Annotated in this window: 13 protein-coding genes, 6 tRNA genes and 3 rRNA genes; all 22 read left to right on the top strand. The window is 54.4% G+C overall.

Annotation, left to right across the window (positions count from 1 at the left end; translation table 11 throughout):
* Positions 1–99 precede the first annotated feature (99 nt).
* The 22 genes from tyrS (at position 100) to rpoC (ending at position 23,086) form a co-directional block, all read left to right on the top strand.
* On the top strand, positions 100–1,299 hold the full coding sequence (gene tyrS / locus PDR5_RS25955; RefSeq protein WP_064599794.1) for a tyrosine--tRNA ligase: 1,200 nt from the start codon (positions 100–102) through the stop codon (positions 1,297–1,299).
* A 553-nt stretch (positions 1,300–1,852) separates the two neighbouring features.
* Positions 1,853–3,389, top strand: a 16S ribosomal RNA gene (locus PDR5_RS25950).
* A 123-nt stretch (positions 3,390–3,512) separates the two neighbouring features.
* Positions 3,513–3,589: transfer RNA gene (locus PDR5_RS25945), tRNA-Ile, on the top strand.
* Between the two features lie 10 nt (positions 3,590–3,599).
* Positions 3,600–3,675, top strand: a tRNA-Ala gene (locus tag PDR5_RS25940).
* A 238-nt stretch (positions 3,676–3,913) separates the two neighbouring features.
* Positions 3,914–6,804: ribosomal RNA gene (locus tag PDR5_RS25935) — 23S ribosomal RNA — on the top strand.
* Between the two features lie 154 nt (positions 6,805–6,958).
* Positions 6,959–7,074, top strand: a 5S ribosomal RNA gene (gene rrf / locus PDR5_RS25930).
* Together the 16S, 23S and 5S rRNA genes with 2 tRNA genes alongside form the textbook arrangement of a ribosomal RNA operon.
* Before the next feature lie 132 nt (positions 7,075–7,206).
* Entirely contained in the window at positions 7,207–8,160 is a 954-nt protein-coding gene (gene birA / locus PDR5_RS25925) for a bifunctional biotin--[acetyl-CoA-carboxylase] ligase/biotin operon repressor BirA (RefSeq protein WP_064599792.1), read from the top strand.
* Positions 8,150–8,899 carry a pantothenate kinase gene (locus PDR5_RS25920; protein ID WP_064599790.1) on the top strand — a complete coding sequence of 250 codons (750 nt, stop codon included), beginning with the start codon at positions 8,150–8,152 and terminating at the stop codon, positions 8,897–8,899. The genes birA and PDR5_RS25920 overlap by 11 nt, the downstream gene beginning before the upstream one ends.
* Before the next feature lie 7 nt (positions 8,900–8,906).
* Positions 8,907–9,347 carry a hypothetical protein gene (locus PDR5_RS25915; protein ID WP_064599788.1) on the top strand — a complete coding sequence of 147 codons (441 nt, stop codon included), beginning with the start codon at positions 8,907–8,909 and terminating at the stop codon, positions 9,345–9,347.
* Between the two features lie 143 nt (positions 9,348–9,490).
* Positions 9,491–9,575, top strand: a tRNA-Tyr gene (locus PDR5_RS25910).
* Between the two features lie 25 nt (positions 9,576–9,600).
* Positions 9,601–9,674, top strand: a tRNA-Gly gene (locus tag PDR5_RS25905).
* Positions 9,675–9,700: 26 nt separating this feature from the next.
* A tRNA-Thr gene (locus tag PDR5_RS25900) sits at positions 9,701–9,776 on the top strand.
* 85 nt (positions 9,777–9,861) lie between these two features.
* Positions 9,862–11,055 (top strand): elongation factor Tu, encoded by a 1,194-nt coding sequence (tuf, locus tag PDR5_RS25895; RefSeq protein WP_010220303.1) that lies wholly within the window; start codon positions 9,862–9,864, stop codon positions 11,053–11,055.
* A 53-nt stretch (positions 11,056–11,108) separates the two neighbouring features.
* A tRNA-Trp gene (locus PDR5_RS25890) sits at positions 11,109–11,184 on the top strand.
* A gap of 45 nt (positions 11,185–11,229) precedes the next feature.
* Positions 11,230–11,598 carry a preprotein translocase subunit SecE gene (secE, locus tag PDR5_RS25885; protein WP_064599786.1) on the top strand — a complete coding sequence of 123 codons (369 nt, stop codon included), beginning with the start codon at positions 11,230–11,232 and terminating at the stop codon, positions 11,596–11,598.
* A 9-nt stretch (positions 11,599–11,607) separates the two neighbouring features.
* Entirely contained in the window at positions 11,608–12,141 is a 534-nt protein-coding gene (gene nusG / locus PDR5_RS25880) for a transcription termination/antitermination protein NusG (RefSeq protein ID WP_007957598.1), read from the top strand.
* 117 nt (positions 12,142–12,258) lie between these two features.
* Positions 12,259–12,690, top strand: a complete 432-nt coding sequence (rplK, locus tag PDR5_RS25875) for a 50S ribosomal protein L11 (RefSeq protein ID WP_003228756.1) — start codon at positions 12,259–12,261, stop codon at positions 12,688–12,690.
* Positions 12,690–13,385, top strand: coding sequence for a 50S ribosomal protein L1 (gene rplA / locus PDR5_RS25870; protein ID WP_003228754.1), 696 nt, complete (start codon positions 12,690–12,692; stop codon positions 13,383–13,385). The genes rplK and rplA overlap by 1 nt, the downstream gene beginning before the upstream one ends.
* A gap of 198 nt (positions 13,386–13,583) precedes the next feature.
* Complete coding sequence (gene rplJ, locus PDR5_RS25865) at positions 13,584–14,084, top strand: 50S ribosomal protein L10 (protein WP_011336174.1); 501 nt, start codon at positions 13,584–13,586, stop codon at positions 14,082–14,084.
* Between the two features lie 79 nt (positions 14,085–14,163).
* Entirely contained in the window at positions 14,164–14,529 is a 366-nt protein-coding gene (rplL, locus tag PDR5_RS25860; protein ID WP_007957596.1) for a 50S ribosomal protein L7/L12, read from the top strand.
* A gap of 220 nt (positions 14,530–14,749) precedes the next feature.
* Positions 14,750–18,823, top strand: coding sequence for a DNA-directed RNA polymerase subunit beta (gene rpoB, locus PDR5_RS25855; protein WP_039772428.1), 4,074 nt, complete (start codon positions 14,750–14,752; stop codon positions 18,821–18,823).
* Positions 18,824–18,886: 63 nt separating this feature from the next.
* On the top strand, positions 18,887–23,086 hold the full coding sequence (rpoC, locus tag PDR5_RS25850; protein ID WP_064599784.1) for a DNA-directed RNA polymerase subunit beta': 4,200 nt from the start codon (positions 18,887–18,889) through the stop codon (positions 23,084–23,086).
* The last annotated feature ends 208 nt before the right edge of the window (positions 23,087–23,294 follow it).

The following is a 23,294-nucleotide window of genomic DNA, read 5'->3' as shown; positions in this document are numbered from 1 at the left end:
CTGTCCGTGGATTGGTGTCCGTGTGCCGGGCAAAACTTGTATTTGGTGCGCGATCTTGTATGGTTGGTTCCCTTTGAATCTGAGCCTTGCGGGTCTGTTATGAAGTCGGTTGAAGAGCAGCTAGCGCTGATTAAACGTGGTGCGGAAGAACTGTTGGTCGAGTCCGAGCTGATCGAAAAGCTCAAGCGTGGCCAGCCGCTGCGAATCAAGGCCGGCTTCGATCCAACTGCGCCGGACCTGCACCTTGGTCACACTGTGCTTATTAATAAGCTGCGCCAGTTCCAGGAGTTGGGGCATCAGGTGATCTTCCTTATTGGTGATTTCACCGGAATGATCGGTGATCCGAGCGGCAAGAGCGCCACTCGCCCTCCATTGACTCGTGAGCAGGTTCTGGAAAACGCCGAGACCTACAAGACTCAGGTGTTCAAGATTCTTGATCCGGCGAAAACCGAAGTCGCGTTCAACTCTACCTGGATGGATCAGATGGGGCCTGCGGACTTTATTCGTCTGACTTCGCAGTACACCGTTGCTCGTATGCTCGAGCGTGATGACTTCGACAAGCGCTACACCACCAATCAGCCGATTGCCATTCACGAATTCCTCTATCCGCTGGTGCAGGGTTATGACTCGGTTGCTTTGCGCGCTGACGTTGAGCTGGGTGGCACCGATCAGAAGTTCAACCTACTGATGGGGCGTGAGCTGCAGCGAGGTTATGGCCAGGAAGCGCAGTGCATCCTGACGATGCCGTTGCTTGAAGGTCTGGATGGCGTGAAGAAGATGTCCAAGTCGCTGGGCAACTACGTTGGTATCCAGGAAGCGCCGGGCGTCATGTACAGTAAGCTGGTCTCGATTCCTGATGCGTTGATGTGGCGCTACTTCGAGTTGCTCAGCTTCCGTTCGATGGATGAGATCAATGCTTTCCGTGCTGATGTTGAAACGGGTGCCAACCCGCGTGATATCAAGATCAAGCTGGCCGAAGAGATTGTTGCGCGCTTCCATGGTGAAGAGGCTGCGGCCAATGCTCACCGTGGTGCGGGTAACCGTATGAAGGATGGTGAGTTGCCGGATGATCTCCCAGAGGTCGAACTGACTGCTGCCGAGGATATGCCGATTGCTGCTGTCCTTAATAAGGCAGGACTGGTGAAGAACTCTGCGGCTGCTCGTGATCTGTTGGCTTCCGGTGGTGTGCGTGTAGATGGTGAGGTGGTTGATCGTTCCTTTATATATGTACTGGGCGCAACCCACGTTTGCCAGGCGGGCAAGAAGGCTTTTGCACGGATTACGCTGAAATCTGAGTAAAGTTGAAATAAGGGGTTGACGGCGAATTCTGAGTCTCTATAATTCGCCCCACTTCCGGCGCAGTCGAAACGGAAAACTCTTTGAAATTCAATGAGTTAAGTAGGTTTCGATAGTGGATTGCTTCAGTTCATCGAAGCCTGGAAGGAGTTGGAGATGCCGGTTTGTTGGGTGCTTTCAACGGTTCGATCTTCTCGGTCGAAAGCGGAGAAAAAGAGGTGTTGACAGCAGCGTGTAACGCTGTAGAATTCGCCTCCCGCTAACGAGAGATCGGAAGCGCAAGTGGTTGAAGTTGTTGAAGAAATCTTCGAAAACTTCTGAAAATAATCACTTGACAGTAAATGAGGCTGCTGTAGAATGCGCGCCTCGGTTGAGACGAAAGATCTTAACCAACCGCTCTTTAACAACTGAATCAAGCAATTCGTGTGGGTGCTTGTGGAGTCAGACTGATAGTCAGAAAGATTATCAGCATCACAAGTTACTCCGCGAGAAATCAAAGATGTAACCAACGATTGCTGAGCCAAGTTTAGGGTTTCTTAAAAACCCAAAGATGTTTGAACTGAAGAGTTTGATCATGGCTCAGATTGAACGCTGGCGGCAGGCCTAACACATGCAAGTCGAGCGGATGAAGGGAGCTTGCTCCTGAATTCAGCGGCGGACGGGTGAGTAATGCCTAGGAATCTGCCTGGTAGTGGGGGACAACGTTTCGAAAGGAACGCTAATACCGCATACGTCCTACGGGAGAAAGCAGGGGACCTTCGGGCCTTGCGCTATCAGATGAGCCTAGGTCGGATTAGCTAGTTGGTGAGGTAATGGCTCACCAAGGCGACGATCCGTAACTGGTCTGAGAGGATGATCAGTCACACTGGAACTGAGACACGGTCCAGACTCCTACGGGAGGCAGCAGTGGGGAATATTGGACAATGGGCGAAAGCCTGATCCAGCCATGCCGCGTGTGTGAAGAAGGTCTTCGGATTGTAAAGCACTTTAAGTTGGGAGGAAGGGTTGTAGATTAATACTCTGCAATTTTGACGTTACCGACAGAATAAGCACCGGCTAACTCTGTGCCAGCAGCCGCGGTAATACAGAGGGTGCAAGCGTTAATCGGAATTACTGGGCGTAAAGCGCGCGTAGGTGGTTCGTTAAGTTGGATGTGAAATCCCCGGGCTCAACCTGGGAACTGCATCCAAAACTGGCGAGCTAGAGTATGGTAGAGGGTGGTGGAATTTCCTGTGTAGCGGTGAAATGCGTAGATATAGGAAGGAACACCAGTGGCGAAGGCGACCACCTGGACTGATACTGACACTGAGGTGCGAAAGCGTGGGGAGCAAACAGGATTAGATACCCTGGTAGTCCACGCCGTAAACGATGTCAACTAGCCGTTGGGAGCCTTGAGCTCTTAGTGGCGCAGCTAACGCATTAAGTTGACCGCCTGGGGAGTACGGCCGCAAGGTTAAAACTCAAATGAATTGACGGGGGCCCGCACAAGCGGTGGAGCATGTGGTTTAATTCGAAGCAACGCGAAGAACCTTACCAGGCCTTGACATCCAATGAACTTTCCAGAGATGGATTGGTGCCTTCGGGAACATTGAGACAGGTGCTGCATGGCTGTCGTCAGCTCGTGTCGTGAGATGTTGGGTTAAGTCCCGTAACGAGCGCAACCCTTGTCCTTAGTTACCAGCACGTTATGGTGGGCACTCTAAGGAGACTGCCGGTGACAAACCGGAGGAAGGTGGGGATGACGTCAAGTCATCATGGCCCTTACGGCCTGGGCTACACACGTGCTACAATGGTCGGTACAAAGGGTTGCCAAGCCGCGAGGTGGAGCTAATCCCATAAAACCGATCGTAGTCCGGATCGCAGTCTGCAACTCGACTGCGTGAAGTCGGAATCGCTAGTAATCGCGAATCAGAATGTCGCGGTGAATACGTTCCCGGGCCTTGTACACACCGCCCGTCACACCATGGGAGTGGGTTGCACCAGAAGTAGCTAGTCTAACCTTCGGGAGGACGGTTACCACGGTGTGATTCATGACTGGGGTGAAGTCGTAACAAGGTAGCCGTAGGGGAACCTGCGGCTGGATCACCTCCTTAATCGACGACATCAGCTGCTCCATAAGTTCCCACACGAATTGCTTGATTCATTGAAGAAGACGATAGAAGCAGCTTTAAGCTCCAAGCTGATAGCTCACAGCTAGCAGTTACAAGCTCGAAATTGGGTCTGTAGCTCAGTTGGTTAGAGCGCACCCCTGATAAGGGTGAGGTCGGCAGTTCGAATCTGCCCAGACCCACCAATTTTGTTATGGGGCCATAGCTCAGCTGGGAGAGCGCCTGCCTTGCACGCAGGAGGTCAGCGGTTCGATCCCGCTTGGCTCCACCATAAACTGCTTCGAAAGTTTGAGAGTTTAGAAATGAATATTCGAGTTGAATATTGATTTCTAGTCTTTTGATTAGATCGTTCTTTAAAAATTTGGGTATGTGATAGAAAGATAGACTGATGGCCACTTTCACTGGTGGTGATCAGGCTAAGGTAAAATTTGTGAGTTCTCTTAGTTGAGAAATTCGAATTTTCGGCGAATGTCGTCTTCACAGTATAACCAGATTGCTTGGGGTTATATGGTCAAGTGAAGAAGCGCATACGGTGGATGCCTTGGCAGTCAGAGGCGATGAAAGACGTGGTAGCCTGCGAAAAGCTTCGGGGAGTCGGCAAACAGACTTTGATCCGGAGATGTCTGAATGGGGGAACCCAGCCATCACAAGATGGTTATCTTGTACTGAATACATAGGTGCAAGAGGCGAACCAGGGGAACTGAAACATCTAAGTACCCTGAGGAAAAGAAATCAACCGAGATTCCCTTAGTAGTGGCGAGCGAACGGGGACTAGCCCTTAAGTGGCTTTGAGATTAGCGGAACGCTCTGGAAAGTGCGGCCATAGTGGGTGATAGCCCTGTACGCGAAAGTCTCTTAGTCATGAAATCGAGTAGGACGGAGCACGAGAAACTTTGTCTGAATATGGGGGGACCATCCTCCAAGGCTAAATACTACTGACTGACCGATAGTGAACTAGTACCGTGAGGGAAAGGCGAAAAGAACCCCGGAGAGGGGAGTGAAATAGATCCTGAAACCGTATGCGTACAAGCAGTGGGAGCAGACTTTGTTCTGTGACTGCGTACCTTTTGTATAATGGGTCAGCGACTTATTTTCAGTGGCGAGCTTAACCGAATAGGGGAGGCGTAGCGAAAGCGAGTCTTAATAGGGCGTCTAGTCGCTGGGAATAGACCCGAAACCGGGCGATCTATCCATGGGCAGGTTGAAGGTTAGGTAACACTGACTGGAGGACCGAACCGACTACCGTTGAAAAGTTAGCGGATGACCTGTGGATCGGAGTGAAAGGCTAATCAAGCTCGGAGATAGCTGGTTCTCCTCGAAAGCTATTTAGGTAGCGCCTCATGTATCACTGTAGGGGGTAGAGCACTGTTTCGGCTAGGGGGTCATCCCGACTTACCAAACCGATGCAAACTCCGAATACCTACAAGTGCCGAGCATGGGAGACACACGGCGGGTGCTAACGTCCGTCGTGAAAAGGGAAACAACCCAGACCGTCAGCTAAGGTCCCAAAGTTATGGTTAAGTGGGAAACGATGTGGGAAGGCTTAGACAGCTAGGAGGTTGGCTTAGAAGCAGCCACCCTTTAAAGAAAGCGTAATAGCTCACTAGTCGAGTCGGCCTGCGCGGAAGATGTAACGGGGCTCAAACCATACACCGAAGCTACGGGTATCACGCAAGTGATGCGGTAGAGGAGCGTTCTGTAAGCCTGTGAAGGTGAGTTGAGAAGCTTGCTGGAGGTATCAGAAGTGCGAATGCTGACATGAGTAACGACAATGGGTGTGAAAAACACCCACGCCGAAAGACCAAGGTTTCCTGCGCAACGTTAATCGACGCAGGGTTAGTCGGTCCCTAAGGCGAGGCTGAAAAGCGTAGTCGATGGAAAACAGGTTAATATTCCTGTACTTCTGGTTATTGCGATGGAGGGACGGAGAAGGCTAGGCCAGCTTGGCGTTGGTTGTCCAAGTTTAAGGTGGTAGGCTGAAATCTTAGGTAAATCCGGGGTTTCAAGGCCGAGAGCTGATGACGAGTTGCCTTTAGGCGACGAAGTGGTTGATGCCATGCTTCCAAGAAAAGCTTCTAAGCTTCAGATAACCAGGAACCGTACCCCAAACCGACACAGGTGGTTGGGTAGAGAATACCAAGGCGCTTGAGAGAACTCGGGTGAAGGAACTAGGCAAAATGGCACCGTAACTTCGGGAGAAGGTGCGCCGGTGAGGGTGAAGCACTTGCTGCGTAAGCCCACGCCGGTCGAAGATACCAGGCCGCTGCGACTGTTTATTAAAAACACAGCACTCTGCAAACACGAAAGTGGACGTATAGGGTGTGACGCCTGCCCGGTGCCGGAAGGTTAATTGATGGGGTTAGCTAACGCGAAGCTCTTGATCGAAGCCCCGGTAAACGGCGGCCGTAACTATAACGGTCCTAAGGTAGCGAAATTCCTTGTCGGGTAAGTTCCGACCTGCACGAATGGCGTAACGATGGCGGCGCTGTCTCCACCCGAGACTCAGTGAAATTGAAATCGCTGTGAAGATGCAGTGTATCCGCGGCTAGACGGAAAGACCCCGTGAACCTTTACTATAGCTTTGCACTGGACTTTGAATTTGCTTGTGTAGGATAGGTGGGAGGCTTTGAAGCGTGGACGCCAGTTCGCGTGGAGCCATCCTTGAAATACCACCCTGGCAACTTTGAGGTTCTAACTCAGGTCCGTCATCCGGATCGAGGACAGTGTATGGTGGGTAGTTTGACTGGGGCGGTCTCCTCCTAAAGAGTAACGGAGGAGTACGAAGGTGCGCTCAGACCGGTCGGAAATCGGTCGTAGAGTATAAAGGCAAAAGCGCGCTTGACTGCGAGACAGACACGTCGAGCAGGTACGAAAGTAGGTCTTAGTGATCCGGTGGTTCTGTATGGAAGGGCCATCGCTCAACGGATAAAAGGTACTCCGGGGATAACAGGCTGATACCGCCCAAGAGTTCATATCGACGGCGGTGTTTGGCACCTCGATGTCGGCTCATCACATCCTGGGGCTGAAGCCGGTCCCAAGGGTATGGCTGTTCGCCATTTAAAGTGGTACGCGAGCTGGGTTTAGAACGTCGTGAGACAGTTCGGTCCCTATCTGCCGTGGACGTTTGAGATTTGAGAGGGGCTGCTCCTAGTACGAGAGGACCGGAGTGGACGAACCTCTGGTGTTCCGGTTGTCACGCCAGTGGCATTGCCGGGTAGCTATGTTCGGGAAAGATAACCGCTGAAAGCATCTAAGCGGGAAACTTGCCTCAAGATGAGATCTCACTGGAACCTTGAGTTCCCTGAAGGGCCGTCGAAGACTACGACGTTGATAGGTTGGGTGTGTAAGCGCTGTGAGGCGTTGAGCTAACCAATACTAATTGCCCGTGAGGCTTGACCATATAACACCCAAGCAATCTGTAGACTCGAAAGAGACCAGATTGCGGTGTGTGAAGACGCAATGAACCGAAAGTTCGATGCTCACAAAACACCTAGCTGTCACATACCCAATTTGCTGAAGCGAGGCCATCTGGTCACGAGTCAGTACCCGAATTTCTTGACGACCATAGAGCGTTGGAACCACCTGATCCCATCCCGAACTCAGAAGTGAAACGATGCATCGCCGATGGTAGTGTGGGGTTTCCCCATGTGAGAGTAGGTCATCGTCAAGATTAAATTCCGAAACCCCAATTGCGAAAGCAGTTGGGGTTTTGTTTTGTCCGCAAGAAAATGGGTTGTTTGAATTCTATGCAGCGGCCCGGTGCATGGCTATTATTCGGGCCTCATTCTGAGGCGAGACCTGCATGCTGACGTTGTTGAACCTTCTGAAGGATGGTCGATTCCATTCCGGTCAGGCCCTGGGCGTTGCTCTGGGAATTAGTCGAAGTGCGGTGTGGAAGCAGCTTCAGCATCTGGAGACGGAGCTTGGGTTATCCATACATAAAGTTCGAGGGCGGGGCTATCAATTGGCTTCGCCGCTGGCGTTGCTTGACTCGCTCGCAATAGAGGAAGGTCTTGCCGGCTGGTCTGTCAGTGTCTTCGATTCCATCGACTCAACTAATGCTGAATCGTTGCGAGCGGTAGATCGAGGGCGGGTTGCGCCTTTTCTAATACTGGCTGAGCGTCAGAGTTCCGGGCGCGGGCGCAGGGGGCGTAAATGGGTAAGCCCGTTTGCTGAAAACCTTTATTACAGCCTCGTGTTGTGTATCGATGGAGGGATGCGTCAGCTCGAGGGGTTAAGTCTCGTTGTCGGTCTCGCGGTCATGCAGACCCTGCGCGCGTTTGGGGTGCCAGGTGCGGGACTGAAATGGCCCAATGATGTTTTGGTCGGGCGAAAAAAAATTGCAGGCATCCTGCTGGAGCTCGTCGGAGATCCAGCGGACGTTTGTCATGTAGTGTTGGGCGTGGGCATTAATGTGAACATGCAGGCTACAGACGAAGTCGATCAGCAATGGACTTCACTGCGTCTAGAGTCGGGTAAATCTTGTGATCGCAATATTCTGGCGGTTGAGCTGAGTAAGCAGCTGCAACTCTATCTGCGACGTCACCAGTCAGACGGCTTCTCTGCGCTTCAGGCGGAGTGGGAGGCGAGCCATTTGTGGCAGGGGCAGCAGGTTTCTCTCACTGCCGGTGTCAATCAGGTAGAGGGTGTGGTGCTGGGAATCGATAATCAAGGCGCGCTGCGGCTAAAGGTAGATGGTGTGGAAAAGGTCTTTAGTGGTGGTGAGCTCAGCTTGAGGTTGCGTCATGATTCTTGAGCTCGATTGTGGAAACAGTTTTATCAAATGGCGGGTGCTGAGTGCAGAGTTGGGCGCCTTGGTCGCAGAAGGTGTGGTCGACTCTGATGGCGCCTTGGTCGATAGTCTTCGGTCGCTTGAGAAGATATCTCTCGGTAAATGTCGCCTTGTCAGCGTAAGAACTGAAGATGAGACCAATTTGCTTATTGGCTTGCTCAGGCGCGAGTTCGGCATTTCCGTTGTCTGTGCGTCGCCCGCTCGTGAGATGTCTGGCGTAACGAACGGTTACGACGACTATGAGCGCCTCGGTCTCGATCGCTGGCTGGCGATGCTTGGTGGTTTTCACCTGGCTAAAGGTGCTTGTCTGGTTCTTGATTTCGGGACGGCGGTGACCGCGGACTTTGTCTCCGCGGACGGTGAACATCTGGGAGGCTTCATTTGTCCTGGCATGCCGCTGATGCGTAATCAGTTGCGTACGCATACTCGGAAAATTCGCTATGGGGATCTGGCGGCGGAGCGGGCATTGGCGAGTCAGGCTCCTGGGCGCAACACGGCTGAGGCTGTAGAGCGTGGCTGTTCGTTGATGCTCAGAGGGTTCGTATTGACGCAGCTGGAGATGGCGCATTCCTATTGGGGTGATGACTACAGTGTCTTCATTACGGGTGGTGATGCCGAACTGGTCTCGGATGTTGCGCCTGACGCTCGGGTTGTTTCCGATCTGGTGTTCGTGGGTTTGGCTATGGCGTGTCCTTTGTCCTGAGGTTTGTATGCGTTGGTTGTTCCTTCTGCTTCTGGTACTCAATGTTTTTTATTACGTCTGGCATCAGCAGGAGGCCCCGCTACGCGCAAAGGATGTCACGCCGCTCAGTCTTTATCGTGGCTCGCAACAGGATATTCGCTTGCTGAGTGAGGCTGGTGGTGATGCTTCCCGTGAAAAAAGGACTGGAGGAAAGCCTGATGGGCAGTGCCTTTATGTGGGTGGTTTGGCGCGCCCCGAGTCCGCTCAGGCGTTGGAGCAGCGTTTGGCGGAGCTTGGTGCAAAAGTTCTTCCTTCGTCAAAAGAGTCTTCCGGCGGCTCATATTGGTTCCAGGTTACGCCCGAAACCCAGCGTTTGTTGGGTGATGCTCAGCTGCAAAACCTTTCCAAGGAATTCAATGAGTTAAAACATAAAATAATGCTGTGCGAGGGGGTTGCACCTACTGAATAGTTTGCATAGAATGGCGCCCGCTCCACAGCGAAGACCTGAAAAGGTAGCAGCAGCGGGGTGGTGTCAATGCAGCTAACCTCAGGTTTTTAAATGAGAAAATGCTTGACAGGGGTTTGGCATAGTATAGAATGCCGGCCTGATTAGGAGGGGTTCCCGAGCGGCCAAAGGGATCAGACTGTAAATCTGACGTCTACGACTTCGAAGGTTCGAATCCTTCTCCCTCCACCAGATTTTAGCGTGAGCTGCAGGCTCCGCGGGTATAGTTTAGTGGTAGAACCTCAGCCTTCCAAGCTGATGATGCGGGTTCGATTCCCGCTACCCGCTCCAAGTTTGCAGGTTGTGCAAAGTGTTACGCTCTTGTAGCTCAGTTGGTAGAGCACACCCTTGGTAAGGGTGAGGTCAGCGGTTCAAATCCGCTCAAGAGCTCCATATAACAAGGCAGATATGAAAATATCTGCCTTTGTTTTAATGGCTTGTGTTGTTTGCTCAATTTCTTCTGTTAGGGGTGATATCGATGGCTAAGGAAAAATTTGATCGTTCCCTGCCGCACGTCAACGTTGGCACCATCGGTCACGTAGACCACGGTAAAACCACGCTGACCGCTGCTCTGACTCGCGTCTGCTCCGAAGTTTTCGGTTCGGCCGTAGTTGAATTCGACAAGATCGACAGCGCACCAGAAGAAAAAGCTCGCGGTATCACCATCAACACCGCGCACGTTGAGTACAACTCGAACATTCGTCACTACGCTCACGTTGACTGCCCAGGTCACGCTGACTACGTGAAGAACATGATCACTGGTGCTGCGCAGATGGACGGCGCGATCCTGGTTTGCTCGGCCGCTGATGGTCCGATGCCGCAAACCCGTGAGCACATCCTGCTGTCCCGTCAGGTAGGTGTTCCGTACATCGTGGTTTTCCTGAACAAGGCTGACCTGGTAGACGACGCTGAGCTGCTGGAACTGGTTGAGATGGAAGTTCGCGACCTGCTGTCCACCTATGACTTCCCAGGCGACGACACTCCGATCATCATCGGTTCTGCTCGTATGGCGCTGGAAGGCAAAGACGACAACGAAATGGGCACCACCGCTGTTAAGAAGCTGGTGGAAACTCTGGACAGCTACATCCCAGAGCCAGAGCGTGCTATCGACAAGCCGTTCCTGATGCCAATCGAAGACGTGTTCTCGATCTCGGGTCGCGGTACTGTTGTGACCGGTCGTATCGAGCGCGGTATCGTTCGCGTGCAAGACGCCCTGGAAATCGTTGGTCTGCGTGACACCACCACCACCACCTGCACTGGTGTTGAGATGTTCCGCAAGCTGCTGGACGAAGGTCGTGCTGGCGAGAACTGCGGCGTTCTGCTGCGTGGTACCAAGCGTGACGACGTTGAGCGTGGTCAGGTTCTGGTTAAGCCGGGTTCGGTTAAGCCACACACCAAGTTCACCGCAGAAGTTTACGTTCTGAGCAAGGAAGAAGGCGGTCGTCACACTCCGTTCTTCAAGGGCTACCGTCCGCAGTTCTACTTCCGTACTACTGACGTGACTGGTAACTGCGAGCTGCCAGAAGGCGTTGAAATGGTAATGCCAGGTGACAACATTCAGATGACTGTTACCCTGATCAAAACCATCGCGATGGAAGACGGTCTGCGTTTCGCAATCCGTGAAGGCGGTCGTACCGTTGGTGCTGGCGTAGTGGCCAAGATCATCGAGTAAACAGTTGTAATGTCTTTTTTAGGCCGGCATAATGGTCGGCCTGATTTTGTTTTAGGTCAGTAGCTCAATTGGCAGAGCGACGGTCTCCAAAACCGTAGGTTGGGGGTTCGATTCCCTCCTGACCTGCCAGATTAACTTGGTGTGTCTGGCTTTCTTTTCACAGGATCTTCATAGATGACTCCTAAAGCTGAAGCTCAAGGCTCTCGCTTCGATTTGCTCAAGTGGCTTGTAGTAGTCGCTTTGGTAATTGTTGGCGTTGTCGGTAATCAGTATTACGCTGCTTCGCCGATCCTGTACCGTGTACTCGTATTGCTTGTCATTGCTGCTGTAGCTGCCTTTGTAGGCCTGCAGACTGCCAAGGGCAAGTCTTTCTTTGTACTGGTTAAGGAAGCTCGCACCGAGATTCGTAAAGTCGTATGGCCAACTCGCCAAGAAACCACGCAGACCACACTGATTGTTGTGGCTGTTGTCCTGGTTATGGCGTTGCTGTTGTGGGGGCTTGATTCCCTGCTCGGTTGGCTTGTTTCCTTGATTGTCGGCTAAGGGTGTCCCGTGGCTAAGCGTTGGTACGTTGTGCATGCTTACTCGGGTTACGAGAAGCATGTCATGCGTTCGTTGATCGAGCGTGTAAAGCTGGCTGGCATGGAAGATGGCTTCGGCGAAATTCTGGTTCCCACTGAAGAAGTGGTTGAAATGCGTAATGGCCAGAAACGCAAAAGCGAGCGCAAATTCTTCCCAGGTTATGTGCTGGTTCAGATGGATATGAACGAGGGTACTTGGCACTTGGTCAAGGATACTCCTCGGGTGATGGGTTTTATCGGCGGTACTGCTGATAAGCCGGCACCAATCACCGATAAAGAAGCTGAGGCGATTTTGCGTCGCGTTGCCGATGGTAGCGACAAGCCGAAGCCGAAGACGTTGTTCGAGCCAGGCGAAACCGTTCGAGTCAATGACGGGCCGTTCGCTGACTTTAACGGCGTTGTTGAAGAAGTTAACTACGAAAAGAGCCGGATCCAAGTGGCAGTGCTCATTTTCGGACGCTCTACTCCGGTAGAGTTGGAGTTCAGTCAGGTCGAAAAGGTCTAGCTGAGCAAGCATCCCAACCCCGCAGCCCTAGGCTGTGGGGTTTTGTCGTCACTGGGATAAACGCGCAAGTAACCGGGGAGCCTTTCGAGGCGTTCGAACCCGTAATTGGAGTGCCTCATGGCCAAGAAGATTACCGCTTACATCAAGCTGCAAGTGAAGGCCGCTCAGGCTAACCCAAGCCCACCTGTTGGTCCTGCTCTGGGTCAGCACGGCGTGAACATCATGGAATTCTGCAAAGCTTTCAACGCCCGTACCCAGGGTCTGGAAGCTGGTCTGCCGACTCCAGTGATCATCACTGTCTACAGCGACCGTAGCTTCACTTTCGAAACCAAATCCACCCCTGCTTCGGTTCTGCTGAAGAAGGCGGCCGGTCTGACCAGCGGTTCCGCTCGTCCGAACACCGTTAAGGTTGGCACTGTTACCCGTGCTCAGCTGGAAGAAATCGCGAAAACCAAAAACGCGGATCTGACTGCAGCTGATATGGATGCAGCCGTGCGTACTATCGCCGGTTCTGCTCGTAGCATGGGCCTTAACGTGGAGGGTGTGTAATGGCTAAGCTGACCAAGCGTCAAAAGGCTATCGCCGGCAAAATCGAAGCAGGCAAGGCCTACAACATTGTAGACGCCGCTGCACTGCTGGCCGAGCTGTCGACTGTCAAGTTCAGCGAGTCGTTCGACGTAGCTGTAAACCTGGGCGTAGACCCGCGTAAATCCGACCAGGTTGTTCGTAGCGCTACTGTGCTGCCACACGGCACTGGCAAGACTGTTCGCGTTGCTGTGTTCACCCAGGGTCCAGCTGCTGAGGCCGCTCTGGCTGCCGGCGCTGACCGTGTAGGTATGGACGACCTGGCTGCCGAAATGAAAGGCGGCGACCTGAACTATGACGTAGTGATCGCATCCCCGGATGCCATGCGCGTTGTAGGTCAACTGGGTCAGATCCTCGGTCCACGTGGTCTGATGCCTAACCCGAAAGTCGGCACTGTTACCCCAGACGTCGCTACCGCGGTTAAAAATGCCAAGGCTGGTCAGGTTCGTTATCGCACCGACAAAAACGGCATCATCCACACTTCCGTTGGCAAGATCGGCTTCGATGCCGTCAAGCTGAAGGAAAACGTCGAAGCCCTGATCGCTGATCTGAAGCGTATCAAGCCAGCTTCTTCGAAAGGTATCTACGTCAAGCGCGTTACCCTGAGCACCACTATGGGCCCAGGTCTGGTTATCGACCAGAGCTCGCTGGACGCGTAAGACAAAAATTGGCGCAGTTGACTGCGCCAATTGAAAGATTGGGGTCCCTGCCTGGCGGGGGCTATCCAAGACCGTAGGCGACGCAAGTCTTAAACCTCAAGCCTACGCAGATGGTGCTCCCGGTTCCTTACCGAATCAGACACCAAAACGACATTCGGTTTCGATCGAATGAAACGGTAACAAGCAGGAGTTAAACCCGTGGCAATTAATCTCGAAGACAAGAAGGCCATCGTCGCTGAAGTCAACGAGGCTGCCAAAGTCGCTCTGTCCGCTGTCGTGGTTGATGCCCGTGGCGTAACAGTAGGCGCAATGACCGGACTCCGTAAAGAGGCTCGTGAAGCTGGCGTTTACGTACGTGTTGTACGTAACACCCTGCTCAAGCGCGCTGTTGCTGGCACTTCGTACGAAGTGCTGAACGACGCGTTCACCGGCCCGACCCTGATCGCATTCTCCAACGAACACCCGGGCGCTGCTGCTCGTCTGTTCAAGGAATTTGCCAAGGGTCAGGACAAGTTCGAGATCAAGGCAGCTTCGTTCGAGGGCAAGTTCCTCGCAGCGAATGAGATCGACGTGCTGGCAAGCCTGCCAACTCGCGACGAAGCTATTGCGAAACTGATGAGCGTGATTCAAGGCGCTACCAGCAAGCTGGCTCGTACTCTGGCGGCAATTCGCGATCAGAAAGAAGCTGCTGCAGCCTGAGGCTGAGCGTTTCCACTCTCGCGTATTTTTGTTTATTTCGACGGCCGTACAGGCTGTCCACCAAATCAGGAATTGAGTCATGTCTCTGACTAACGAACAAATCATCGAAGCAATCGGCCAGAAAACCGTTCTGGAAGTTGTTGAGCTGATCAAAGCAATGGAAGAAACCTTCGGCGTGACCGCTGCTGTTGCTGCTGCTGGTCCAGCTGCTGCTGCCGCTGTTGTTGAAGAGCAAACCGAGTTCAACGTTGTTCTGGTTGAAGCCGGCGAGAAGAAAGTAAACGTGATCAAGGCAGTTCGTGAACTGACCGGTCTGGGCCTGAAAGAAGCCAAAGAGAAAGTAGACGGCGCTCCTCAGGTTGTAGCTGAAGGCGTTTCGAAAGAAGCGGCTGAAGACGCTAAGAAGAAGCTGGAAGAAGCAGGCGCTAAAGTCGAGCTGAAGTAAGCATCGACTTTGCACCTCCAGCCCGAGCGTCAAGCGACAGGCTGATGGCTGGTGGCTCTTGCCACCGGCCTTTTTCCGTTATTGGCAGCCGACTGGGTCGGTGTCGATAGCGAGCTGCAACCACCCGATGCGGTGGCGCAAACCATGGGGTTTGCACGATTTTCTGGCTGCTCCCGTCGGGAGGGGCCAAACAAGCAGGTGACCAAGCTGGGGAACGCTGATGGCTTACTCATATACTGAGAAAAAACGTATCCGCAAGGACTTTAGCAAGTTGCCGGACGTCATGGATGTGCCTTACCTCCTGGCCATCCAGCTGGATTCGTATCGTGAATTCTTGCAAGCGGGAGCGACTAAAGATCAGTTCCGCGACGTGGGCCTGCATGCGGCCTTCAAATCCGTTTTCCCGATCATCAGCTACTCCGGCAATGCTGCGCTGGAGTACGTCGGTTATCGCTTGGGCGAACCGGCATTTGATGTCAAAGAATGCGTATTGCGCGGTGTAACTTTCGCCGTACCTTTGCGGGTAAAAGTGCGCCTGATCATTTTCGACAAAGAATCGTCGAACAAAGCGATCAAGGACATCAAAGAGCAAGAAGTCTACATGGGTGAAATCCCATTGATGACTGAGAACGGTACCTTCGTAATCAACGGTACCGAGCGTGTTATCGTTTCCCAGCTGCACCGTTCCCCGGGCGTGTTCTTCGACCACGACCGTGGCAAGACGCACAGCTCCGGCAAGCTGCTGTACTCCGCGCGCATCATTCCTTACCGCGGTTCGTGGCTGGACTTCGAGTTCGACCCGAAAGACTGCGTATTCGTGCGTATCGACCGTCGTCGCAAGCTGCCGGCCTCGGTACTGCTGCGCGCGCTCGGTTATACCACCGAGGAAGTGCTGGACGCGTTCTACACCACCAACGTATTCCACGTGAAAGGCGAAGGCCTGAGCCTGGAGCTGGTGCCTCAGCGCCTGCGTGGTGAAGTTGCTGTTCTCGACATCCAGGATGACAAAGGCAAGGTGATCGTTGAGCAGGGCCGTCGTATTACTGCCCGCCACATCAACCAGCTGGAAAAAGCCGGGATCAAAGAGCTGGACGTGCCTCTGGATTACGTTCTGGGTCGTACCACCGCCAAGGCCATCGTGCACCCGGCTACCGGTGAGATCCTGGCAGAGTGCAACACCGAGCTGTCGACCGAGATCCTGGCGAAAATCGCCAAGGCCGGCGTCGTACGCATCGAAACTCTGTACACCAACGACATCGACTGCGGTCCGTTCGTCTCCGACACGCTGAAGATCGACTCCACCAGCAACCAATTGGAAGCGCTGGTCGAGATCTATCGCATGATGCGTCCAGGCGAGCCGCCAACCAAGGACGCTGCCGAGACCCTGTTCAACAACCTGTTCTTCAGCCCTGAGCGCTATGACCTGTCTGCGGTCGGCCGGATGAAGTTCAACCGTCGTATCGGTCGTACCGAGATCGAAGGTTCGGGCGTGCTGTGCAAGGAAGACATCGTCGCGGTACTGAAGACTCTGGTCGACATCCGTAACGGTAAAGGCATCGTCGACGACATCGACCACCTGGGTAACCGTCGTGTTCGCTGTGTAGGCGAGATGGCAGAGAACCAGTTCCGCGTTGGCCTGGTACGTGTTGAGCGTGCGGTCAAAGAGCGTCTGTCGATGGCTGAAAGCGAAGGTCTGATGCCGCAAGACCTGATCAACGCCAAGCCAGTGGCTGCGGCGGTGAAAGAGTTCTTCGGTTCCAGCCAGCTGTCGCAGTTCATGGACCAGAACAACCCGCTGTCCGAGATCACCCACAAGCGTCGTGTCTCTGCACTCGGCCCTGGCGGTCTGACTCGTGAGCGCGCGGGCTTCGAAGTCCGTGACGTACACCCGACTCATTACGGTCGTGTCTGCCCGATCGAAACGCCGGAAGGTCCGAACATCGGTCTGATCAACTCCCTGGCTGCTTACGCTCGCACCAACCAGTACGGCTTCCTCGAGAGCCCGTACCGCGTGGTGAAAGAGGGTGTGGTCACCGACGACATCGTGTTCCTGTCCGCCATTGAAGAAGCCGATCACGTGATCGCGCAGGCTTCGGCGACCATGAACGAGCAGAAAGTCCTGATCGACGAACTGGTAGCCGTACGTCACCTGAACGAATTTACCGTCAAGGCGCCGGAAGACGTCACCTTGATGGACGTTTCGCCGAAGCAGGTAGTTTCGGTTGCAGCGTCGCTGATTCCGTTCCTCGAGCACGACGACGCCAACCGTGCGTTGATGGGTTCGAACATGCAGCGTCAAGCTGTACCAACCCTGCGCGCTGACAAGCCCCTGGTCGGTACCGGCATGGAGCGTAACGTGGCTCGCGACTCCGGCGTTTGCGTCGTGGCTCGTCGTGGCGGCGTGATCGACTCTGTTGATGCCAGCCGTATCGTGGTTCGCGTTGCCGATGACGAAGTTGAAACCGGCGAAGCTGGTGTCGACATCTACAACCTGACCAAATACACCCGCTCGAACCAGAACACCTGCATCAACCAGCGTCCGCTGGTGAGCAAGGGTGATCGTGTTCAGCGTGGCGACATCATGGCAGACGGTCCGTCCACCGACATGGGTGAACTGGCTCTGGGTCAGAACATGCGCATCGCGTTCATGGCATGGAACGGCTTCAACTTCGAAGACTCCATCTGCCTGTCCGAGCGTGTGGTTCAGGAAGACCGTTTCACCACGATCCACATTCAGGAACTGACCTGTGTGGCTCGTGACACCAAGCTTGGCCCAGAGGAAATCACTGCGGACATCCCTAACGTGGGTGAAGCTGCACTGAACAAGCTGGACGAAGCCGGTATCGTTTACGTAGGTGCTGAAGTCGGCGCAGGCGACATCCTGGTAGGTAAGGTCACTCCGAAAGGCGAGACCCAACTCACTCCGGAAGAAAAACTGCTGCGCGCAATCTTCGGTGAGAAAGCCAGCGACGTTAAAGACACTTCCCTGCGTGTGCCAACCGGCACCAAAGGTACTGTCATCGACGTACAGGTCTTCACTCGTGACGGCGTTGAGCGTGATGCTCGTGCACTGTCGATCGAGAAGTCCCAGCTGGACGAGATCCGCAAGGATCTGAACGAAGAGTTCCGCATCGTTGAAGGCGCGACCTTCGAGCGTCTGCGTTCCGCTCTGGTAGGCCACAAGGCTGAAGGCGGCGCGGGCCTGAAGAAAGGTCAGGACATCACCGACGAAGTACTCGACGGTCTTGAGCATGGTCAGTGGTTCAAACTGCGCATGGCTGAAGATGCTCTGAACGAGCAGCTCGAGAAGGCCCAGGCCTACATCGTTGATCGTCGCCGTCTGCTGGACGACAAGTTCGAAGACAAGAAGCGCAAACTGCAGCAGGGCGATGACCTGGCTCCAGGTGTGCTGAAAATCGTCAAGGTTTACCTGGCAATCCGTCGTCGCATCCAGCCGGGCGACAAGATGGCCGGTCGTCACGGTAACAAAGGTGTGGTCTCCGTGATCATGCCGGTTGAAGACATGCCGCACGATGCTAATGGCACACCGGTCGACGTCGTCCTCAACCCGCTGGGCGTACCTTCGCGTATGAACGTTGGTCAGATCCTTGAAACCCACCTCGGCCTCGCGGCCAAAGGTCTGGGCGAGAAGATCAACCGGATGGTCGAAGAGCAGCGTAAAGTCGCTGAACTGCGCACTTTCTTGGACGAGATCTACAACCAGATCGGCGGTCGTAACGAAGATCTGGACAGCTTCTCCGATCAGGAAATCCTGGATCTGGCGAAGAACCTGCGTGGCGGTGTTCCAATGGCCACTCCAGTGTTCGACGGTGCCAAGGAAAGCGAAATCAAGGCCATGCTGAAACTGGCAGACCTGCCAGAAAGCGGCCAGATGCAGCTGACCGACGGCCGTACCGGCAACAAGTTCGAGCGTCCAGTTACCGTTGGCTACATGTACATGCTGAAGCTGAACCACTTGGTAGACGACAAGATGCACGCGCGTTCTACCGGTTCGTACAGCCTGGTTACCCAGCAGCCGCTGGGTGGTAAGGCGCAGTTCGGTGGTCAGCGTTTCGGGGAGATGGAGGTCTGGGCACTGGAAGCATACGGTGCTGCTTACACTCTGCAAGAAATGCTCACAGTGAAGTCGGACGATGTGAACGGCCGGACCAAGATGTACAAAAACATCGTGGACGGCGATCACCGTATGGAGCCGGGCATGCCCGAGTCCTTCAACGTGTTGATCAAGGAAATTCGTTCCCTCGGCATCGATATCGATCTGGAAACCGAATAACACGTGACGCGATCGAGAGCGGGGCAGGATTGCCCGCTCTCTGCTCCGCCAGGAGGAAAGGCCTTGAAAGACCTACTGAATTTGCTGAAAAACCAGGGTCAAGTCGAAGAGTTCGACGCCATCCGTATCGGATTGGCCTCGCCTGAGATGATCCGCTCGTGGTCGTTCGGTGAAGTTAAAAAGCCGGAAACCATCAACTACCGTACGTTCAAACCTGAGCGTGACGGTCTGTTCTGCGCCAAGATCTTTGGCCCGGTAAAGGATTACGAGTGCCTGTGCGGTAAGTACAAGCGCTTGAAGCACCGTGGTGTGATCTGCGAGAAGTGCGGCGTTGAAGTTGCACTGGCCAAGGTTCGTCGTGAGCGCATGGCGCACATCGAACTGGCTTCGCCAGTTGCCCACATCTGGTTCCTGAAGTCGCTGCCGTCCCGTATCGGCCTGCTGATGGATATGACCCTGCGTGATATCGAACGCGTTCTCTACTTCGAGAGCTATGTCGTTATCGATCCGGGCATGACCACTCTTGAAAAAGGTCAGCTGCTGAACGACGAGCAGTACTTCGAAGCGCTGGAAGAGTTCGGTGACGATTTCGACGCCCGCATGGGTGCCGAAGCTGTCCGTGAACTGCTGCACGCTATCGACCTGGAACACGAGATTGGCCGTCTGCGTGAAGAGATTCCGCAAACCAACTCCGAAACCAAGATCAAGAAGCTGTCCAAGCGTCTGAAGTTGATGGAAGCCTTCCAGGGTTCCGGCAACCTGCCAGAGTGGATGGTGCTGACCGTTCTGCCGGTTCTGCCGCCAGATCTGCGTCCACTGGTCCCGCTGGATGGCGGTCGTTTCGCGACTTCCGACCTCAACGATCTGTATCGTCGAGTGATCAACCGTAACAACCGTTTGAAGCGCCTGCTGGATCTGTCCGCTCCGGACATCATCGTGCGCAACGAAAAGCGTATGTTGCAGGAAGCTGTCGATGCACTGCTCGACAACGGTCGTCGTGGCCGCGCTATCACCGGTTCGAACAAGCGTCCTCTGAAATCCCTGGCTGACATGATCAAGGGTAAGCAAGGTCGTTTCCGTCAGAACTTGCTCGGTAAGCGTGTTGACTACTCCGGTCGTTCGGTAATTACCGTTGGTCCGACCCTGCGTCTGCACCAGTGCGGTCTGCCGAAGAAGATGGCTCTCGAGCTGTTCAAGCCGTTCATTTTCGGCAAGCTGGAAATGCGTGGTCTGGCGACCACCATCAAAGCGGCCAAGAAAATGGTCGAGCGCGAACTGCCAGAGGTTTGGGACGTTCTCGCGGAAGTGATTCGCGAACACCCGGTTCTTCTCAACCGTGCACCGACCCTTCACCGTCTGGGTATCCAGGCGTTTGAACCGGTACTGATCGAAGGTAAGGCTATCCAGCTGCACCCTCTGGTCTGCGCCGCGTACAACGCCGACTTTGACGGCGACCAAATGGCCGTGCACGTACCGCTGACGCTGGAAGCCCAGCTCGAAGCGCGTGCGTTGATGATGTCGACCAACAACATTCTGTCGCCAGCCAACGGTGAGCCAATCATCGTTCCGTCGCAGGACGTTGTATTGGGTCTGTACTACATGACTCGTGAAGCGATCAACGCCAAGGGCGAAGGTCGTGTGTTCGCGGATCTGCAGGAAGTTGACCGTGTGTTCCGTGCCGGCGAAGCCGCACTGCACGCCAAGATCAAGGTTCGTATCAACGAAACCGTGAACGATCGTGACGGCAACAGCGTGAACAACACCCGTATCGTCGACACCACTGTCGGCCGTGCGCTGCTGTTCCAGGTTGTGCCAAAAGGTCTGTCGTTCGACGTCGTCAACCTGCCGATGAAGAAAAAGGCGATCTCCAAGCTGATCAACCAGTGCTACCGCGTGGTTGGTCTGAAAGAGACCGTGATCTTCGCTGACCAGTTGATGTACACCGGTTTTGCCTACTCGACCATCTCCGGCGTTTCCATCGGTGTTAACGACTTCGTTATCCCGGATGAAAAAGCCCGCATCATCGGTGCTGCCACCGACGAAGTGAAAGAGATCGAGAGCCAGTACGCCTCCGGCCTGGTAACCCAGGGCGAGAAGTACAACAAAGTGATCGACCTTTGGTCGAAAGCGAACGACGAAGTCTCCAAGGCGATGATGGCCAATCTCTCGAAAGAGAAAGTCATCGACCGTCACGGCGACGAAGTCGAGCAAGAATCGTTCAACTCGATGTACATGATGGCCGACTCGGGTGCGCGGGGTTCCGCAGCACAGATTCGTCAGCTGGCCGGTATGCGTGGTCTGATGGCCAAGCCGGACGGTTCCATCATTGAAACGCCGATTACTGCGAACTTCCGTGAAGGTCTGAGCGTACTCCAGTACTTCATCTCGACTCACGGTGCTCGTAAAGGTCTGGCGGATACCGCGTTGAAAACTGCGAACTCCGGTTACCTGACTCGTCGTCTGGTAGACGTGGCGCAGGATCTGGTCGTGACCGAGATCGATTGCGGCACCGAACACGGTCTGCTGATGACTCCGCACATTGAAGGCGGTGACGTTGTAGAACCGTTGGGTGAGCGCGTATTGGGTCGTGTCATCGCCCGTGACGTATTCAAGCCGGGTACCGAGGACGTTATCGTTCCTGCAGGCACTCTGGTAGACGAGAAGTGGGTTGAGTTCATCGAGCTGAACAGCATCGACGAAGTAATCGTGCGTTCGCCGATCAGCTGCGAAACCCGCTATGGCATTTGCGCCAAGTGCTACGGCCGTGACCTGGCTCGTGGTCACCAGGTGAACATCGGTGAAGCGGTCGGCGTTATCGCTGCCCAGTCCATCGGTGAGCCGGGTACCCAGCTGACGATGCGTACGTTCCACATCGGTGGTGCGGCAAGCCGTACTTCCGCAGCCGACAGCGTTCAGGTGAAGAATGGCGGTACCGTCCGTCTGCACAACCTGAAACACGTTGAGCGTGTGGATGGCAACCTGGTTGCCGTGTCTCGTTCCGGTGAGCTGGCAATCGCTGACGACTTCGGTCGTGAGCGCGAGCGTTACAAGCTGCCGTACGGTGCCGTGATTTCGGTTAAAGAAGGTGACAAGGTCGACGCTGGCGCAATCGTGGCCAAGTGGGATCCGCACACTCACCCGATCGTTACCGAAATGAAAGGTACCGTGACCTACGTGGGCATGGAAGAAGGCATCACGATCAAGCGTCAGACTGACGAATTGACCGGTATGACCAACATTGAAGTACTCGATGCCAAAGACCGTCCGGCCGCCGGCAAGGACATCCGTCCTGCGGTGAAGATGGTCGATGACAACGGCAAGGATCTGTTGCTGCCAGGCACTGACGTTATCGCTCAGTACTTCCTGCCAGCCAACGCCCTGGTCGGTGTTGCGGACGGTGCGAAGATTGCGATCGGTGACGTTATCGCTCGTATCCCGCAAGAAACTTCGAAAACCCGTGACATCACCGGTGGTCTGCCGCGTGTTGCCGACCTGTTCGAAGCCCGTCGTCCGAAAGAAGCGTCGATTCTGGCTGAGGTCAGCGGCACCATCGCGTTCGGTAAAGAGACCAAGGGCAAGCGCCGTCTGGTCATTACCCCGAACGACGGTAGCGATCCGTACGAAGAGCTGATTCCGAAGTGGCGTCACCTGAACGTGTTCGAAGGCGAACAGGTAAACCGCGGCGAAGTTATCTCCGACGGTCCGAGCGATCCGCACGACATCCTGCGTCTGCTGGGTGTAAGCGCGTTGGCCAAGTACATCGTCAACGAGATCCAGGACGTTTACCGCCTGCAAGGCGTGAAGATCAACGACAAGCACATCGAGACCATCCTGCGTCAGATGCTGCGTAAAGTTGAGATCTCCGAGTCCGGCGACTCCAGCTTCATCAAGGGTGACCAGATGGAACTGACTCACGTACTGGTTGAAAACGAGCGCTTGGCGACCGAAGACAAATTCGTGTCCAAGTTCACTCGCGTGCTGCTGGGTATCACCAAGGCGTCGTTGTCGACTGAATCGTTCATCTCGGCGGCCTCCTTCCAGGAGACCACTCGCGTACTGACCGAAGCAGCGGTAACCGGCAAGCGCGATTACCTGCGCGGCCTGAAAGAAAACGTGGTTGTGGGTCGTCTGATCCCGGCCGGTACCGGTCTGGCTTATCACAGCGAGCGCAAGCGTCGTCGTGATGCAGACAAGCCGTTGCGCGTAAGCGCCAGTGAAGTGGAAGCTGCACTGACCGAAGCGCTGAACTCGAGCGGTAACTGAGTTCTGCGAAAAATGAGCTGAGGCCCTGATCAAGCCGTTCATCGAATCGAGACAATTTGTCGAGGTTCGACGAGCGGGGAGGTCGGGGCCTTGCCTTGACTGGGGACAAGATCCTCTTTAGACTCTTGATCCCCTAAATTTGGCGGGAATTCGTTCCTGCCATTTTGCTTTTCTTGCAAGACAATAGCGTCGCAAGACAACAGTGGAG

The sequence above is a fragment of the Pseudomonas sp. DR 5-09 genome (assembly GCF_001655595.1).
In the GTDB taxonomy this organism is placed as follows: domain Bacteria; phylum Pseudomonadota; class Gammaproteobacteria; order Pseudomonadales; family Pseudomonadaceae; genus Aquipseudomonas; species Aquipseudomonas pharyngis.
This window is presented reverse-complemented; position numbering and strand designations above follow the sequence as displayed.